Source organism: Actinospineispora spinosispora DSM 44797 (assembly GCF_000429025.1).
Taxonomy (GTDB): Bacteria; Actinomycetota; Actinomycetes; order Mycobacteriales; family Pseudonocardiaceae; genus Pseudonocardia; species Pseudonocardia spinosispora.
The window spans coordinates 629,177-645,214 of record NZ_KE386834.1 but is presented as its reverse complement, the minus strand read 5'-3'; the positions used below and the strand labels follow the sequence as shown (position 1 = coordinate 645,214).

The window sequence follows — 16,038 nt, the reverse complement described above, 5'->3', positions numbered from 1 at the left end:
CGGCCCGCCGTTCCACTCCGCGGCAGGTGGTCAGCCGCGGTCGCTGTAGGACACGGGGTGGTTGACGTAGCCCTGGTCCATCAGCTGCTCGTTGAGCGCCTGGGCGAGCACGTCGTGGTCGTAGGTGCCGAGTGAGCGTTGGTCGTGGAGGCCGGCTTCGAGCTGGTCCTGGGTGAGGTTGCCGCCCAGCCCGATCTGCCTGGTCCACAGCTGCTCGACGCTGATCCGGGTGCGCGCGAAGCCATCCCCCAGCGAGAGCTCGAGGCCCTCATCGCGACGGTCGTCCGGTTCGCTGTGACGTGAGGTGGCCATGTCCGCGCACTACCCAGCGGGCCCGGTGGAAAACCCGGCATGGACGTCGTGGACCGCCGGGAGGCCGACGTGCACGTGGCGCCGTTCTGGGCCGAAGCAGACGGTGGCCGAGTGAGTCTCGGACTAGGGTTTCCGACATGAGCGCTCAGGAGTCCGGCGACGACCACCGGACCATCGACCGGGCGACCGACCGCCCCGGGGACCGCTCGCCTTTCGCCCTCGGCCTGCTCCTGCGCCGAGCGCACGACCGTGCCGCGTCGGCGCTGGCGGCGGCCCCACGTTCGTTCGGACTGGAGCTTCGGCACTTCGCACTGCTGATCGAGCTTGCGCAGCACGAGCGACTGAACCAACGCGCCCTCGGCGAAGCCGCGGGGATGGACAAAGCGACCGTCGTGCGTGGGGTGGACGATCTGGAGAAGGCCGGACTCGCCGTACGACGGCCCGTTCCGGGCGATCGCCGGATCCGGGCGGTCGAGATAACCGAGAAGGGTTTGGCCGTGTTCGACGCCGCGCACGGCCCCGCTCAGCCGATCGCGGATGATCTCGTCGCTCACCTCGAACCGCGCGAGGTGGCCGACCTCGTCGGTCTGCTGACCAAGTTCGCCCACCCCGACGTGACTCGCTGACGTCACCCGTCCTGGACGAGCTACCGGAGTGACTCACACCACAGGATATTTGTATCGAGTGAGATTGTTTCATGTGAAACGCTCTCATATATGACCAACAGACCACTGCCCCCCGCCGCCGCACCGCCAAGCGCCCGGGACGACCCACCGCAAGCATTCGGCCCCGCCGTCCGGCGAGCACTGGCCGGCTCCGGCGGGGCGACCGGATTGCTGATGACGGCAGCGCCGACCGTCGCGTTCGTGGCGGTCAACGCGCTCTCCGACCTGTGGACCGCCCTGGTCGCCCTGGCCGTCATCACGGTGGGGGTGTTCACCGCCAGGGTCGCTCGCGGCAGGTCGACGAAGGGCGCCGTCGTCGGCCTCGCAGTGGCGGCGACGTGCGCCGCGGTCGCCGCGCTGACCGGAGAGGCCCGCGCGTTCTTCCTCCTGCCGACCCTGCTGCCCGGCGTGATCATGCTGGTCTGCCTGGGCTCGGTACTGGTGCGACGACCGGCGACCGGCATCCTGCTGAACCGGATCGTCGGGGGTCCGGCCGACTGGCGGACGGATCGCGGACTCATGCACGTCTACACCGTGTCGACCCTTGTCGCGGTCGGCATCAACATCGTCAACTTCGCCCTGCAGGCCACCTTCTATCTGGCCGACCAGCCCTCGGTGCTCGCGGTCGCGCACGTGGCGACGGGCCCCGTCTTCGCCGGCCTGGTCGCCCTCACCGTCGTCGCCGCACGCCGCCGTCTCTCCCGCGACTGACCGAAGCAGACTGGAACCCCGCCATGCGAGTCATCATCATCGGAGCAGGTCTGGGCGGGCTGACCCTGGCCCAGGGGCTGCACCGAGCAGGAATCGAAGCAGAGGTGTACGAACGCGGGCCGCGCGATGGCGGGCAACCGGCCACCTACGGCATCCATGTCGACGGCAACGGCGCGCGCGCTCTGCACGCATGCCTGAGCCCACAGGCGTGGGCGGCATTCGATACCGGGTCCGCCCCGGCCCCGGACGTCCTCCGGTTCCGCGACCCGTCACTGAAGGTGCTCGCCACCCGCAACCGGGAAGCGGCCGCCAGGCAGGTCGCGCACCGTCGCGCCGTGCGTCGACAGGTCCTGCACGAGGCACTGCTGAACGGCATCGACGACGAACGTGACGGCCTCGTGCGATTCGGCCACACCTTCACCCGATACCGCCGCCGTGACGACGGTCGGGTCGAGGTCTTCTTCGACAACGGGTCGTCGACCGTCGGCGACCTCGTCGTCGGAGCCGACGGCAGCAACTCCCGGGTTCGCCGCCAGTACCTTCCGCATATTCAGCGGAAGGACCTGGGCATCCTGAACATCGCGGGGCGCCTGCCGGCATCCGTCGCCTCCGCGTGCGGACTCCCGGACGACATGCTCGACGGGTCGATCGACAACATCGTTCCGGCGGGGCCCGGCTGGATGTTCGCCTCGACGTGGCGGGTCCCGGGCGAAGCAGAGGACTACGTCGTCTGGGCCTACGCCGCGACGCGGGAGACCTACCCGCTCGACATCGAGAAGCTCGACGGGACCGGGTTACGCCGGCTGGTACTGGACAGGCTCTCCGGCTGGGACGATCGGCTACGGCACACCGTGGCCGCGACACCCGCCGACACCCTGTCCACCGTGCCGCTGCGCAGCATGCCCGTTCTCCGGGCCTGGCCCGCCGGCACCGTCACGCTCCTCGGGGATGCAATCCACAACATGACGCCGATGGCCGGTATCGGCGCCAACACCGCCCTCCGCGATGCCGACACCCTGTGCGGGGCACTCATCCGCGCCCGCGACGGCGAACTCACCGTCGTCGGGGCCGTCGACCTCTACGAGCGGGCCATGCGCGCCTATGCCAACCAGGCGCTGGCACTGTCCACCCGCAACGCCCGTAACGCCGCATCCACGGCCAGGGTGCCCCGGCTGTTGTTCCGCATCCTGCTGCGAGTCCGCGGCGCCACGCCGCTCGGCGAATCGGGCGTCCGAGCACGGTGAGTCTGCGGTTTCGGCACGCCTCTACTGTGCTGCCGGCTCCGACTCAGCGTGCTGAAACTCCCGACTCGCCGGTGGGGCTCCCCCGGTCGGAGTGCCTCATGGGCGGTCGATCGCGAGGCCGGGTTATCTACCGCGAACAGGTTCCAGCAGACGGTGGGCACCGAGGAGCGCCTGGCTGACGACGTCGTCCCCGGCCTCGTCGTAGCCCGGACCGGGAAGCACCGCGAGTTCGGACGGGTCGACGAGGGCGCGGCACACGCCGCACAGGCCGTCCGGCATGAGCAGACCGGAGTCCTCCACGTGCTGGAACACCCGGCGCGCACCCTGGGGCGAATAGTGCTCGTCGCCCCAGGAGAGCAGGTCACGCACGACCGGCCACAGGCCGAGGCCCTTGTCGGTCAGGACGTACTCGCGGTAGCCGTGGGTCCCGCGCACCTCCGCGAGCACGTCGGCGTCACGCAGGGCCTCCAGCCGCTCGGTCAGCACCGCACGGGGGACCCCGAGGTGGGCCACGAAGTCGCCGAACCGGCGCACGCCGAAGAACGCGTCGCGCAGGATCAGCAGCGTCCAGCGTTCGCCGACGATCTCGAGGGTGCGAGACAGCGAGCACCGTTGCCCCGCGTACACCTTGGGTAGCGCCATGACCCCATCGTACCAAAAGAGTTCATTGACCGAACTCTCTCCTCCGTGCTGTACTGGGATAGTTCGGTCAATGAACCAATAAAGGAAAGGGCGGACATCGTGGCGCTTGTGGGTGGACCACGTGACATGAAGAAGTGGTCGGACACGCTCGTCGACCCGAATGTTCGATTTCCCGGCGAGTCGGAGGAATACCGCCGTGCACGCCAGGAGCTGCTCGACGCCGAGGAACGACTTCGCCGGCTGACCGAGCAGGTCGCCACCCAGCGTCGCGCGTTGCCCCCGGGTGGACCACTGGTGACGGACTACGTCTTCGAGTCCGCGAGTGACGGCGGCGAGGTCAGGTTCTCGGAGCTGTTCGCGCCGGGCAAGGACACCCTGGTCATCTACAGCATGATGTTCCCGCGATGGTCGGAGGACCCGCGTGCCGGCGCGCCGGATGGGCTGACGGCGACGTTGCCGCTGGTCGAGCAGCCGTGCCCGTCCTGCACCTCGGTCGTGGACGGGCTCGAGGGAGCCGCTTTCCACCTCACGGAGCGGATCAACCTCGTGGTGGTGGCGAAGGCCGACGCCGCCCGGCTGGGCACCTACGCCAGGGAACGTGACTGGCGCGACGTTCGCCTGGTGTCGTCACGGAACAACACGTTCAACCGGGACTACCATTCCGAGACACCGGCCGGCGTGCAGATTCCGCTCCTGCACGTGTTCACTCGTGACGGCGGCACCATTCATCACCGGTGGACGAGCGAGCAGGTATTCGCCCGAGGTGACTCCACCGCCATGGACCCGATCTGGCTCATCTGGGGTGCGCTCGATCTCACACCGGACGGACGCGGTGAGGCCGCCGCTTATCCCTCCTTGCAGTACTAGTGCGACGTATCCGACAGATCTGACACAGGAGAGAGATCATGGCGCCATTCGGCCATCCCGTCCGCTCGGTCACCCACACCGTCCGCAGACTCGCCATTCCCCTCGGCATGCCGTATGAGGAATCGGTCGCGGCGTTCGAGCGCACGGTCCCACAGCTCGACCCGGCACCCTTTCACGCACTCTCCGAATGGCATGACGTGGTGGCTCTCGCCGAGAAGCTTGCTCCGCTGGGTTTCTTCCGGTTCCACAAGCTCGACGTCACGCCGTTCATGGCCGTGTCCGGGTCACGTTTCGCCTGTGCCGAGTACCTCATGGGCAACCACGTCATCGCCGAGCGGATGTACCGCCACGACCCCACGGTGATGCTCCACGCCCCGCTGCGGCTGCTGATCCAGGCGGACGAGAACGGTGACGGGGTCCTGGTGCTCGATCAGCCCGGGACGCTGTTCGCCAGTTTCGACGACGACCGGATCGCGGAGGTGGGGCGCGAGCTGGACGTCAAGCTGGCGGGGGTCGTGTCGGCACTGGGTGCGCAACCGCCGCCGGAGCTGTCGTCCCACTAGTACCTGACACATCCGACGAACCAGCTCGACGCATCCATCCCGAACAGTGCTGTGGTGACCGGCAGACCGGTCCACGAGAGGAAGCCATGTCAACCGATCTCATCCGGTCCGACGCGACCGAGCTCGCGGAGCTGATCCGCACCGGGAAGGTGTCCTCGGTCGAGGTGGTGCGGGCGCACCTCGACCGCATCGAGGCCACCGATCCGAAGGTCAACGCCATCGTCACGGTCGCCGACGACGCCCTGGAGGCCGCGCGAGCGGCCGACGAGCAGCTCGCGTCGGGCGCAGAGGTGGGGCCGCTGCACGGCGTCCCCTTCACGGTCAAGGACTCGTTCGACACCGCGGGCGTGCTCACCCAGCGCGGTTCGCCGATCTTCGCCGGACGCGTCCCGGACACGGACGCCACCTCGGTGGCCCGCATGAGGCGCGCCGGCGGGATCCTCCTGGCGAAGACCAACCTCCCGGAGTTCTCCTACGCGATCGAGTCCGACAACCTCCTGTCGGGTGCGACGAACAACCCGTGGGACCTCAGCCGCACGGCAGGCGGTTCGAGCGGTGGGGAGTCCGCGGCGATCGCCGCCGGGATGTCACCGATCGGGCTGGGCAGCGACCTGGCCATCTCGGTGCGCGGGCCGGCGGCCCACACCGGTATCGCGGCGCTCAAGGCGACGCACGGGCGCATCCCGATGACCGGGGTCTGGCCGAGGGAGCCGCGCCGTGACTGGCACGCCGGTCCGATGGCCCGCACCATCCGCGACCTCGCGTTGGCGTACTCGTTCCTGTCCGGTCCGGACGGCTTCGACGGCTTCTCCTCCGTCGTCCCCGCCGGGTTCGACGCCGGACTGGGCGCCTCGCCGGGGCGGACCGTCCGCCTCGGCTGGCTGGTCGACTCCGGGCTCGGCCCGGTCCACCCCGAGGTCGCGGCGACCGTTCAGGCCGCGGCCGACGCCCTGCGCGGAGCGGGGGTGCACGTCGAGGCCGTGACGATTCCGGCGCTCGAGCGGGACAACCCTCTCGACCTCTTCGCGCGACAGCACGTCATGGAGGTGAAACCGCCCTACGCCGAGGCCACCGAGGGCCACGAGGAGCAGATGTTCACGGCCACCAAGGCCATGCGCGACGCGCCGGAGACCTCGGTGGAGGACTACGTCCGGGCCGAGCAGGGCGTCGAGCGGCTCCGGGACGGTTTCGCGGCCTACTTCCAGCGGTACGACGCGCTGCTGCTCCCGGTGACGACGATTCCGGCGCACGCACACGGGCTCACCCGCTTCACCCTCGACGGCCGGACGCTGAGCGCCTTCCACGTGATGTCGGCGACCGTCCCGTTCAACCTGACCGGTCTCCCCGCCCTGTCCATGCGGTTCGGCACGACCGGCGACGGCCTGCCGATCGGGGTGCAGCTCGCGGCCTGCTGGCACGCCGAGTCGACGATCCTGCACCTCGCCTCGCTCCTGGAGTCGCTGAGCCCGGTCCGTGACCGGCATCCCAATCTCTAACCATTAAAACTCTCTTGACAGGTTAGATAGGACTGCGGTTTCATAGCGGCAGCACTAACCGGTCGAGTTCGTTTGAGAGGTTATGAGCCATGAGTGAGCTCATCACCGCAACGCCGCACGCCACACCGGACCCCACCGCGACAGGAGGCTCGACCGGGGACGCGGCGCCGCCGCCACACCGGGTCGCGCTCTTCTCCGACGCCGTGTTCGCGGTGATCATCACCATCCTGGTCCTCGAGCTCCACCCACCGCGAGGGGTCACCTTCGCGGCCCTCGTGCCGCTCTGGCCGACCGCGCTGAGCTATGCCGTGAGCTTCCTGTTCATCGCGATCGTCTGGTTGAACCACCATCACCTGCTGAGCCGGGTGCCCGCCGTGACACCTCGGTTGACCTGGGCGAACTTCGCGCACCTGTTCTCGGTGTCACTCCTGCCGTTCACCACCTCCTGGGTCGCGGACTCTCATCTGGCGAACGCGCCGGTCAGCCTGTACGCCGTCGTCTTCGCCGCCACGAACGCGTCCTACCTCGTGCTGTGCTGGGAGGCGATGGACCGCCCGCAGGTGGGCGACGAGGACATGCGCCGGTTCATGCGCCTGCGCTCGTGGACCACCCTCGGAGTCTTTCTCGCCGGTGCCGCCGTCGCGATGGCCAGCGCGGTGACCGGCATGGCACTGGTCGTGCTGTGTCTCTTCTTCTACCTCAGGCCCGGGAGCTGGACCTCTCCGCGTTAACGGTAACGATCGTTCCTTGACAGAAGGCTCACCGAAGTGCCATCCTTGCCTCACAAACAGTAACGCTTACTCCTGTTTGTAAGAGCTGAGTCCGAGGCTGGGAGCTGACATGGGTCACGTGCTGGAGATCCGCGATCTCGTCGTGACCACCGGCGGCCGGACAGTTCTACACGGCATCAGCTGTGCCGCACCGGCCGGCTGCCTGATCGGAGTCCTGGGTCCGAGGGGCAGTGGGAAGTCGACTCTGCTGCGGGCGGTGGTCGGAGCGCAGGAGATCCACGCGGGGCAGGTCCGGGTGCTGGACGCGCCCGCCGGGACGCCCGCGTTGCGGCACCGGGTCGGGTACGCGCCGGCCGCGACCTCGACCTACCCCGACCTGACCGTCCTCGGGAATGCCCGGTACTTCGCCTCGTTGTGGAGCCTGTCCCGGCGGGCGGCCGACCAGGCACTCGCCGCGGTCGAGCTGTCCGAGCACGCGGACCGGCTCGCCGGAGCGCTCCCGATACCGCTGCGGGCGCGCCTGTCACTCGCCTGCGCGCTGGTCTCCGCTCCGCAGGTGCTGGTCCTCGACGAGCCGGGCGAGGGTCTCGACCCGGTGTCCCGCTGCGATCTCCTGGCCAGGCTCGGGGCGCTGGCCGTGCGTGGAACGACCGTGATCGTCGCCGGCGACGATCTCGACGACGCGACGCGATGCGACCGGGTTCTGCTGCTGCACGGCGGTCGCGTCATCGGTGACGGCACTCCTGACGAGCTTCTGCACCGGACCGGGACGACGCATCCGGAGGAGGCGTTCGTCCGGCTGTGCGGCACGCCGTCGCCGCGCCCGGCCGACCGCACGCCTGTCGAGGTGGCGTGATGACCAGCCCGATCTCCCTCCAGATCGTGGGCTCGACCGCGGGCCGCGTCGTCAGCCAGCTCAGGCGCGACCGACGCGCCATGGTGATGATGCTGATCCTCCCGAGCCTGCTGCTGTTCGTGCTGAACCAGATGTTCGACAACCAGCCGACGTTCAACGGGGTGGCCCGCCGGCTGCTCGGGGTACTTCCCTTCACACTGATGTTCATCTTCAGCAGCGTCGCCATGCTGAAGGAACGCCGGGGCGGCACGCTGCGCAGGCTGCTCGCCTCTCCGCTGTCCCGCGTCGACCTGGTGCTCGGCTACGCGATCGGGTTCGGCGCCGCCGCCGTCGCCCAGTCCGTGATCACCTGCACGACCGCCTACTGGCTGCTGGACCTGTACACGCCGGCGCAGCCGGTGGTCATCGGAGTGATCGGGGTCGCGGGCGCGCTCGTGGGGGTGGCCGTCGGACTGCTGTGCAGCAGCCTCGCCGAGCTCCACGTCGTGCCGCTGCTGCCCGCGATCGTGCTGCCGCAGATCCTGCTGGGCGGGCTGTTCGTCCCGCGCGACGCGATGGCGCTGTGGCTCGAGCGGGTCAGTGACGCCCTGCCGTTGAGCTACAGCATCGAGGCGTTGGACGAAGCCGGCAGCACGTCGCTGATCAGTGACGATCTGCTCGGGTACCTGTCGGTCATCGCCGGGGCGGCGGTGCTCACCCTGTTCCTGGCGGCGCTCACGATGCGGCGCCGGACCGGTGATCTCAGTGCTGAGGCGCGGCGCCGCCGCCGCGCCGTTCCGTTGGCCGTGGCGGTCACCGCCGCCGTGGTGACCGCCGTGTACCTGGTGGACGCGAGCAGGTACGTGTCCACGGAGAACGCGCAGGTCGACGGCGACAGAGCGCCCGTGCTCGCTCCGGCGTCGGGCACCCTCATCGACTGGCGGGTCGCCGAAGGCGACACCGTGCGCAAGAACCAGGTGCTCGGCCGGGTCGAGATGACCGGCCGGTTCGCCAAGCCCCAGATGGTCATCCGCGCCCCGCGCGACGGCACCGTCGTGCAGAACGTCGGGGTCGAGGGGACCACCGTGCGCACCGGCACCCAGCTCGCGGTGGCGTTCGACCTGTCCGAGAGCTACGTGACCGCCCGGATCGACGAGACCGACATGCGCGGTGTCCGGGTCGGCCAGGAGGTCGACCTCACCCTCGACTCGGCGGAGCGGCGGACCCTCACCGGCTACGTCCGGGAGATCGACGCGGGCAGCAGCTCCGAGCTGGCCTCGACCCCGCCGCGCAACACCAGCGTGAACTACGAACGTGGCACCCAGCGAATCCCGGTGCGGATCGCGGTCATCGACTGGCAGGGTGTCGCACCGGTGGTGGGGACGAACGCCACCGTCAAGATCCACCGAGACTAGGTGAGCCGTGCCGCGAGTGACCGAGCAGTACATCCAGCGACGACGCCGGGAGATTCTGGACGCGGCGCGCCGATGTTTTGCACTCGGCGGGTTCCACGCCACCACGATGGACGACGTCATCGACACCGCGGGCCTGTCGCCCAGCGTCGTCTACCGGTGGTTCCGGAGCAAGGACGAGCTCGTGCTCGCGGTCGTGCGCGACACCGTGCAGGGCATCGCCGACGCCGTCGACGAGACCGCCGCGCTCGAACCGCTGCCCCCGCTGGGCGACGCGATCGGCCGGATCATCGACGCGACGCTCGCCCGGGTCAGCCACGACGACCAGGACCTGTCCGCGCTCGCCGCGCACGTCTGGACAGAGGCGCTGCAGAACACCGATGTGCGGGAGCTCGTCGCCGATCTGTACGCCCGGATCCGGACGAGCCTGGCCGAGCTGGTCCGCCGGCACCAGTCGGCAGGGACCGTCTCGGCCGACATCGACGCCGACGCGGCGGCGCGTCCGCTGTTCGCCCTGATCCCCGGGTTCCTCGTGCAGCGCCTGCTGCTCGGGCCCGAGGACACCGCGTCCTACGCCGCCGCGATCAACTCCGTACTCCGGTCCTAGGCGGCGTCGGCCCAGAGCTCCAGTGCGATGCCGTCGGGGTCGCGGAACTCCAGCAGGCATCCGATGCCGATGTCCTTCACCCCGTCATGGGCGACGCCGAGCTCCTCGAGCCGCGCGACCGCGGCGTCGAGGTCGGCCCGGCTCGGCACGGCGAAGCTGACGTGGTCCAGCCCGGCGCGGTCCTCGCTGAACGTGTCGCCGGCCGGCGCGACCGGCCGCAGCCCGAAGAACCCGCCCGGTACCTGGTAGACCACCCCGCCGAACAGCCACCACAGCTCGTCGCGGGTCTTCTGGTCGGCGTCGGGGGGCAGGTCGGACGCGACCGGAAGACCGAGCACGTCGTCGTAGAAGCGCCGCGAGCGCGCGATGTCGGTGACCGTGATCCGGACGTGGGAGAACCCGGTGATGGGAATCGGCATGTGGATCAGTCTGGCCGATACCGGTGCCGGCGCGCGATGTCAGTATGAGACTCCCCGGACTCATCCGGGGCGCGCGAACGAGCGACACCCGGCCCGGTACGACATCCACCCGGCCGAGCGAGTCGTCACGGTGCGGCCCGGCGAACTGTCGGTCCTCGCCTCTAGCGTCACACCCCGTGCCTCGATACACCGCTTCCGTTCCGTCCTGTCCGTCCTGCCACCAGCCCACGGTGTGGGTGTCCGGCCCAGCTCCACGACCTGAATCGGACGGTTACTGGCTGTGTGACTGCGGTGGCCAGTGGAAGCGCATCGGCGGCGGCGACCAGCTGCTGTCGCGGGAGGTCGCGGAGGCGATGGGCGAGTAGCTAGGCCAGGAATCCACGCAGGAGCGCCGCGGTGCCGGCGAGGTGCTCCGCCATCGCCTCCCGGGCGCCGTGCGGGTCGCCGGCGAGAATCCGGTCGACGATCATCCGGTGCTGTTCGTTCGAATGCTCGATGTTCGCGGGCAGTAGCGGGATGGCGTCGAGGAGCTCGTTGACGCGGCTGCGCGCGTCGGCGACCCCGGCGATCAGCGAGGGCGACTCGGTGATCTCGCTGATCGCCAGGTGCAGCCGGGAGTCCCGGCGCCGGTACTCGGCCAGGCTCGCGGTGGAGGTCTCGGCGAGCTGGTCGCTGAGATGTCGTCGCTGCTCCCGGGTGAGCGTCCGGGCCGCGGCGGCCTCCGCCGCTCCGGCTTCCAGTACCTGCCGCATGGTCAAGGTGTCCTCCAGCCCCTTGCCCATGCGCTGGACGAGCGCCTCGAGGTCCGCTCCCGGCGCCGCGGGTAACGACTGCGCGACGAACGTGCCGCCGTACCGGCCGCGTCTGGACTCGACGTAACCGGAGTCGGTCAGCGCCCGGATGGCCTCACGCAGGGTGACCCGGCTGACCCGCAGCCGCACGGCGAGCTCCCGCTCAGCGGGGAGCCGATCACCGGTCCCGACGACGCCGAGACGGACGAACTGCAGGAGCCGCTCGACGGTCTCCTCGAACGCGTTGCCCTCGCGCACCGGGCGCAGCAGGGCATGTTCCGCCGCGCCCGACTGTTCTTCCCCGACCACCCGCTCAGGGTGTCACATAGGCCGCCGAGATACCGCCGTCCACCAGGAACGTCGACGCGGTGATGAACGACGCGTCGTCGCTGGCCAGGAACGCGACCGACGCCGCGATCTCCTCCGGCTCGGCGAACCTGCCGACCGGTACGTGCACCAGCCGCCGCTGCGCCTTCTCCTGGTCCTTGGCGAACAGTTCCTTCAGCAGCGGGGTGTTCACCGGGCCGGGGCACAGCGCGTTCACCCGCACGCCGTCGCGGGCGAACTGCACGCCCAGCTCACGGCTCAGGGCCAGCACGCCGCCCTTGGACGCGGTGTAGGAGATCTGGGAGGTGGCGGCGCCCATGACCGCGACGAACGACGCGGTGTTGATGATCGAACCCCGGCCCTGCTCGCGCATGTGCGGGATGGCGTACTTGCAGCACAGGTAGACCGAGGTGAGGTTGACCTGCTGTACCCGCTGCCAGGCGTCGAGGTCGGTGTCGAGGATCGAGTCGTCCTCCGGCGGGGAGATGCCGGCGTTGTTGAACGCGATGTCGACCGAACCGAGGTCGGCCTTGACCGAGTCGAACAGGTCGCGCACCGCGTCGGCGTCGGTCACGTCGAGACCGACGAACTCCCCGGACACCTCGTTCGCGGCGGCCTTGCCTGCCGCCTCGTCGAGGTCGGCGATCACGACCTTGGCGCCTTCGCTCGCCAGCCGCCGCGCCGAGGCGAGCCCGATGCCGCTGCCGCCGCCGGTGATGACCGCGACGCGGCCGTCCAGTCTGGTGCTCATTTCTCAGTCCTCCGTTGCGATGAACAGGTTCTTGGTCTCGGTGAAGGCGGTGACCGCGTCCGGTCCGAGCTCGCGGCCGAGCCCGGACTGTTTGACGCCGCCGAACGGGGTCCAGTAGCGGACCGACGAGTGCGAGTTCACCGAGAGGTTGCCCGCCTCGACCGCTCTGCTGACCCGCAGTGCGCATCCCAGGTCCCGCGTCCAGATCGATGCGGACAGCCCGTAGCTGGTGTCGTTGGCCAGCCGGATCGCGTCGGCCTCGTCGGTGAAGGGCACCACCGTGATGACCGGCCCGAAGATCTCCTCGGTGGCCGCGCGCTCACCCGGGTCGACCGGTGCGAGCACGGTCGGCGGGTACCAGAAGCCGGGGCCGTCGGGGGTCTCACCCCGGAACGCCACCGGTGCACCGTCGGGCACGTAGCCGGCCACGGCGTCCCGGTGCGCGGCCGAGATCAGCGGGCCCATCTGGACGCCCTCCTCTGCCGGGTCGCCGACCCGGAAGGACGTCACCGCGGGCTCCAGCAGCTCCAGGAACCGGTCGTAGACCTCGCGCTGCACCAGGACCCTCGACCGGGAGCAGCAGTCCTGGCCCGCGTTGTCGAACGCTCCACCCGGCGCGGCGGCCGCCGCCTTCTCCAGGTCCGCGTCGGCGAACACGATGTTGGCGTTCTTGCCGCCGAGCTCCAGCGTCAGCCGCTTCACCCCGGCCGCGCAGTCGGCCATGATCTTCTTCCCGACCCGGGTCGATCCGGTGAACACGATCTTGCCGACGCCCGGGTGGTCCACGAGCCGCTGCCCGACCACCGGGCCGGCACCGGGCAACACGGTGAACACGCCCTCCGGGATGCCGGCGTCGAGGGCCAGCTCGGCCAGTCGTAGCGCGGTCAACGGGGTCAGCTCAGCCGGTTTGAGCACCACGGTGTTGCCGGTCGCCAGCGCCGGGGCGACGCCCCACGACGCGATCGGCATCGGGAAGTTCCACGGGGCGATCACGCCCACGACACCGATCGGCTCGTGGAAGGTGATGTCCACGCCACCGGCCACCGGGATCTGTGCCCCGGCGAGCCGCTCCGGGGTCGCCGCGTAGTAGTTCAGCACGTCCCGGACGTTGCCCGCCTCCCAGCGGGCGTTGCCGATCGTGTGGCCGGCGTTGGCCACCTCCAGCCGCGCCAGGTTCTCCAGGTCCGCGTCGACGGCGTCGGCGAAACGGCGCAGCAGCCGGGCCCGGTCCCCGGCGCCACCGCCCGCCACCCGGCGAGCGCCTGTCGCGCACGCTCGACCGCCTCGTCGGTCTGCTCGACCGTGGCCAGCTCGACCGAGCGGATCGGCTGCTCGGTGGCCGGGTTGACGACCTCAATGCTGGTCATGTCGTTCTCCCCTCGTGCGTCGTTCACGAGCCGCCTCGACCAGCGCCTCGAACAACCGGATGTCGCCGTGGTCTTCTTCGGGGTGCCATTGCACGCCGAGCACGAACCGGTCACCGGTCAGCTCGGCCGCCTCGACGGCGCCGTCGGGTGCCCACGCGGTGGCGACCATTCCCTCGCCCAGGGTGTCGACGCCCTGGTGGTGGTAACAGCGCACCTCGGTCGTCTCACCCAGGATCGCCGCGGTGCGGGTGGCCGGGGCCGTCCGTACGCGGGTCGTGCCGAACGTCGCCGGCGCGGGCTGGTGGCGCGCGTGTCCGAGCAGGTCCGGGAGGTGCTGGCGCAGCGTCCCGCCACGGGCGACGGTCAGTACCTCCAGGCCCCGGCAGACGCCGAGCACCGGGAGGCCGCGCTCACCGGCGGCACGCAGCAGCTCGATCTCGAAGCCGTCCCGCCGCGCCTGCGGGCGACCGGTCCGGGGATGCGGCCGCTGCCGGTAGTGCACGGGGTCGATGTCCGCTCCGCCCGCCAGCACCACCGCGTCCACCGTCGACGCCGCGACCTCCGGGTCGAGCACGGGCGGGAGCAGGATCGGCGCCCCACCGGCCGCGACCACGGCGTTCAGGTAGGTCGTGGGCAGCAGCGCCGCCTCGGTGCTCCACACCCCCCAGCTCGCCCGCTCGCAGTACGTGGTGATGCCGATGCGCGCACTACAGCCGTTCGAACCCACGTACCCGCTCCCAGTCGGTGACCGCCGCGTTGAACGACGTCAGCTCGACGGTCGCGGCGTTCAGGTAGTGGTCGATCACGGCGTCACCGAACGCGTGGCGGGCGATCGTGCTCCGGTCGAGCAGTGTCGCCGCCTCCGCGAGCGTGGTCGGGAGGGTCGGCTTGTCCGACGCGTAGGCGTTGCCGGTGATCGCGGGCTCCAGCGGAAGCTCCTGCTCGATCCCGTGCAGGCCGGCGGCGAGCAGCGCGGCCACCGCCAGGTACGGGTTGGCGTCACCACCCGGCGCGCGGTTCTCCACCCGCAGTCCGTCGCCGTGGCCCACGACGCGCAGCGCGCACGTGCGGTTGTCCATGCCCCAGCCGATCGCGGTGGGGGCGAAGCTACCGGGGACGAACCGCTTGTAGGAGTTGATGTTCTGCGCGTGGAAGTAGGTGAGCTCGCGCAGGCAGGCCAGCTGACCGGCGAGGAAGTGCTCCATCAACGGTGAGAACCCGTGGTCGCCGTCGCCGGTGAGCACCGCGTCGCCGTCCTCGGAGCGAAGGCTCACGTGCACGTGGCAGGAGTTGCCCTCGCGCTCGTCGTACTTCGCCATGTAGGTGATGCTGCGGCCCTCCTGGGCGGCGATCTCCTTGGTGCCGTTCTTGTAGATCACGTGGTTGTCGCACGCGGCAAGCGCGTCGGCGTAGCGGACGGTGATCTCGTGCTGGCCGAGGTTGCACTCGCCCTTCGCCGACTCGATGTACATGCCCGCGCCGGTCATCTCGTTGCGGATCCGGCGAAGCAGCGGCTCGACCCGTGACGTGCCGAGCACCGAGTAGTCGATGTTGTACTGGTTGGCCGGGGTCAGGTCTCGGTAGCCGCGGCGCCACGCGTCCTCGTAGCTGTTGTCGAGCAGGATGAACTCCAGCTCGGTGGCGGCGAACGCGGTCAGGCCGTGCGCCGCGAGCCGGTCGAGCTGGTTGCGCAGGATCTGGCGGGGCGACTGGTCGACCGGCGTGCCGTCGTGCCATTCGACGTCGGCGAGGACCATCGCGGTGCCCGGGTGCCAAGGCACGAGCCGCAGCGTGCCGAGATCGGGCCGCAGCACGAAGTCACCGTGGCCGCGCTCCCACGAGCTGATTTCGTAGCCCGGCGGGTTGACCATCTCGACGTCCACGCCCAGCAGGTAGCTGCAGCCCTCGGTGGCGTTCGGCACGACCTCGTCGAGGAAGAACCGCGCGGTACAGCGCTTGCCCTGCAGGCGGCCCTGCATGTCGGTGATCGCGACCAGCACGGTGTCGACGGTGCCGTCCGCCACCAGCTCGTGGAGGTCGGTCGGACTCAGCGGACCTTCGGCCTTCGCCATGGCTGTCTCCCTCTGGGCGCGACACTGCGCCACCGCTAAAGGTCTGATTTTGAACCTCAAGCGTATTGAGACAGACCTCTACCGCGATGTCAATGCCATGGAGCGAGCCTCGGACCGAAGCAGACGCCCACCCAGAGGACCTCACCTGGTCCTTTGATTTGCGTACGCCGAGAACAAACCTCAGTATCAACAATTGTCACAATTGCTATATCGTATCCCGGTCGAC

General features: G+C 69.8%; 18 protein-coding genes and 1 pseudogene. 11 read left to right on the top strand and 8 right to left on the bottom strand.

Going from position 1 to position 16,038, the window contains the following annotated elements; all coding sequences use genetic code 11:
• Positions 1-30 precede the first annotated feature (30 nt).
• The gene (locus G406_RS0132365) at positions 31-312 is read right to left on the bottom strand and encodes a hypothetical protein (RefSeq protein ID WP_028937014.1); all 282 of its coding nucleotides are present in this window, start codon (positions 310-312) and stop codon (positions 31-33) included.
• 137 nt (positions 313-449) lie between these two features.
• Between G406_RS0132365 and G406_RS0132360 the strand changes: the two genes are divergently transcribed.
• From G406_RS0132360 to G406_RS51300, 3 genes are all read left to right on the top strand, one after another.
• Positions 450-938 (top strand): MarR family winged helix-turn-helix transcriptional regulator, encoded by a 489-nt coding sequence (locus G406_RS0132360; RefSeq protein WP_028937013.1) that lies wholly within the window; start codon positions 450-452, stop codon positions 936-938.
• 90 nt (positions 939-1,028) lie between these two features.
• Positions 1,029-1,688 (top strand): DUF3159 domain-containing protein, encoded by a 660-nt coding sequence (locus G406_RS51305; protein WP_084216516.1) that lies wholly within the window; start codon positions 1,029-1,031, stop codon positions 1,686-1,688.
• Between the two features lie 23 nt (positions 1,689-1,711).
• Positions 1,712-2,932 carry an FAD-dependent oxidoreductase gene (locus tag G406_RS51300; RefSeq protein WP_051342972.1) on the top strand — a complete coding sequence of 407 codons (1,221 nt, stop codon included), beginning with the start codon at positions 1,712-1,714 and terminating at the stop codon, positions 2,930-2,932.
• Positions 2,933-3,055: 123 nt separating this feature from the next.
• On the opposite strand, the gene G406_RS0132345 is transcribed toward G406_RS51300, so the two are convergent.
• On the bottom strand, positions 3,056-3,574 hold the full coding sequence (locus G406_RS0132345; RefSeq protein WP_028937012.1) for a winged helix-turn-helix transcriptional regulator: 519 nt from the start codon (positions 3,572-3,574) through the stop codon (positions 3,056-3,058).
• 126 nt (positions 3,575-3,700) lie between these two features.
• On the opposite strand from G406_RS0132345, the gene G406_RS0132340 reads away from it, so the two are divergent.
• From G406_RS0132340 to G406_RS51285, 7 genes are all read left to right on the top strand, one after another.
• Entirely contained in the window at positions 3,701-4,441 is a 741-nt protein-coding gene (locus G406_RS0132340; protein WP_028937011.1) for a DUF899 family protein, read from the top strand.
• 38 nt (positions 4,442-4,479) lie between these two features.
• Complete coding sequence (locus G406_RS0132335) at positions 4,480-5,004, top strand: hypothetical protein (protein ID WP_028937010.1); 525 nt, start codon at positions 4,480-4,482, stop codon at positions 5,002-5,004.
• 86 nt (positions 5,005-5,090) lie between these two features.
• A complete protein-coding gene (locus tag G406_RS0132330; protein WP_028937009.1) occupies positions 5,091-6,500 on the top strand; it encodes an amidase in 1,410 nt (469 codons plus the stop codon).
• 89 nt (positions 6,501-6,589) lie between these two features.
• On the top strand, positions 6,590-7,231 hold the full coding sequence (locus tag G406_RS0132325) for a TMEM175 family protein (protein WP_084216515.1): 642 nt from the start codon (positions 6,590-6,592) through the stop codon (positions 7,229-7,231).
• Positions 7,232-7,340: 109 nt separating this feature from the next.
• Positions 7,341-8,087, top strand: coding sequence for an ABC transporter ATP-binding protein (locus tag G406_RS51295; protein ID WP_051342971.1), 747 nt, complete (start codon positions 7,341-7,343; stop codon positions 8,085-8,087).
• The gene (locus tag G406_RS54760; RefSeq protein ID WP_156935265.1) at positions 8,087-9,481 is read left to right on the top strand and encodes an ABC transporter permease; all 1,395 of its coding nucleotides are present in this window, start codon (positions 8,087-8,089) and stop codon (positions 9,479-9,481) included. The genes G406_RS51295 and G406_RS54760 overlap by 1 nt, the downstream gene beginning before the upstream one ends.
• A gap of 7 nt (positions 9,482-9,488) precedes the next feature.
• Positions 9,489-10,085, top strand: coding sequence for a TetR/AcrR family transcriptional regulator (locus G406_RS51285; RefSeq protein WP_084216514.1), 597 nt, complete (start codon positions 9,489-9,491; stop codon positions 10,083-10,085).
• Here the strand turns inward: G406_RS51285 and G406_RS0132305 are convergent.
• The gene (locus tag G406_RS0132305; protein WP_028937007.1) at positions 10,082-10,504 is read right to left on the bottom strand and encodes a VOC family protein; all 423 of its coding nucleotides are present in this window, start codon (positions 10,502-10,504) and stop codon (positions 10,082-10,084) included. The two genes, G406_RS51285 and G406_RS0132305, sit on opposite strands and share 4 nt — an antisense overlap.
• 176 nt (positions 10,505-10,680) lie before the next feature.
• Here G406_RS0132305 and G406_RS57440 point away from each other — a divergent pair, with 176 nt between their 5' ends.
• Entirely contained in the window at positions 10,681-10,869 is a 189-nt protein-coding gene (locus G406_RS57440; RefSeq protein ID WP_156935264.1) for a hypothetical protein, read from the top strand.
• Here the strand turns inward: G406_RS57440 and G406_RS0132295 are convergent, their stop codons facing one another.
• The 5 genes and pseudogenes from G406_RS0132295 to G406_RS0132275 form a co-directional block, all read right to left on the bottom strand.
• Positions 10,870-11,604 (bottom strand): FadR/GntR family transcriptional regulator, encoded by a 735-nt coding sequence (locus G406_RS0132295; protein ID WP_028937006.1) that lies wholly within the window; start codon positions 11,602-11,604, stop codon positions 10,870-10,872.
• 4 nt (positions 11,605-11,608) lie between these two features.
• A complete protein-coding gene (locus G406_RS0132290; RefSeq protein WP_028937005.1) occupies positions 11,609-12,373 on the bottom strand; it encodes a 3-oxoacyl-ACP reductase in 765 nt (254 codons plus the stop codon).
• 3 nt (positions 12,374-12,376) lie between these two features.
• Positions 12,377-13,740, bottom strand: a pseudogene (locus tag G406_RS51280) (aldehyde dehydrogenase family protein).
• A complete protein-coding gene (locus G406_RS0132280) occupies positions 13,727-14,467 on the bottom strand; it encodes a gamma-glutamyl-gamma-aminobutyrate hydrolase family protein (protein ID WP_211241335.1) in 741 nt (246 codons plus the stop codon). Before G406_RS0132280 ends, G406_RS51280 begins: the two are co-directional and overlap by 14 nt.
• Positions 14,448-15,812 carry a glutamine synthetase family protein gene (locus G406_RS0132275; protein WP_028937003.1) on the bottom strand — a complete coding sequence of 455 codons (1,365 nt, stop codon included), beginning with the start codon at positions 15,810-15,812 and terminating at the stop codon, positions 14,448-14,450. Before G406_RS0132275 ends, G406_RS0132280 begins: the two co-directional genes overlap by 20 nt.
• Between the last annotated feature and the right edge of the window lie 226 nt (positions 15,813-16,038).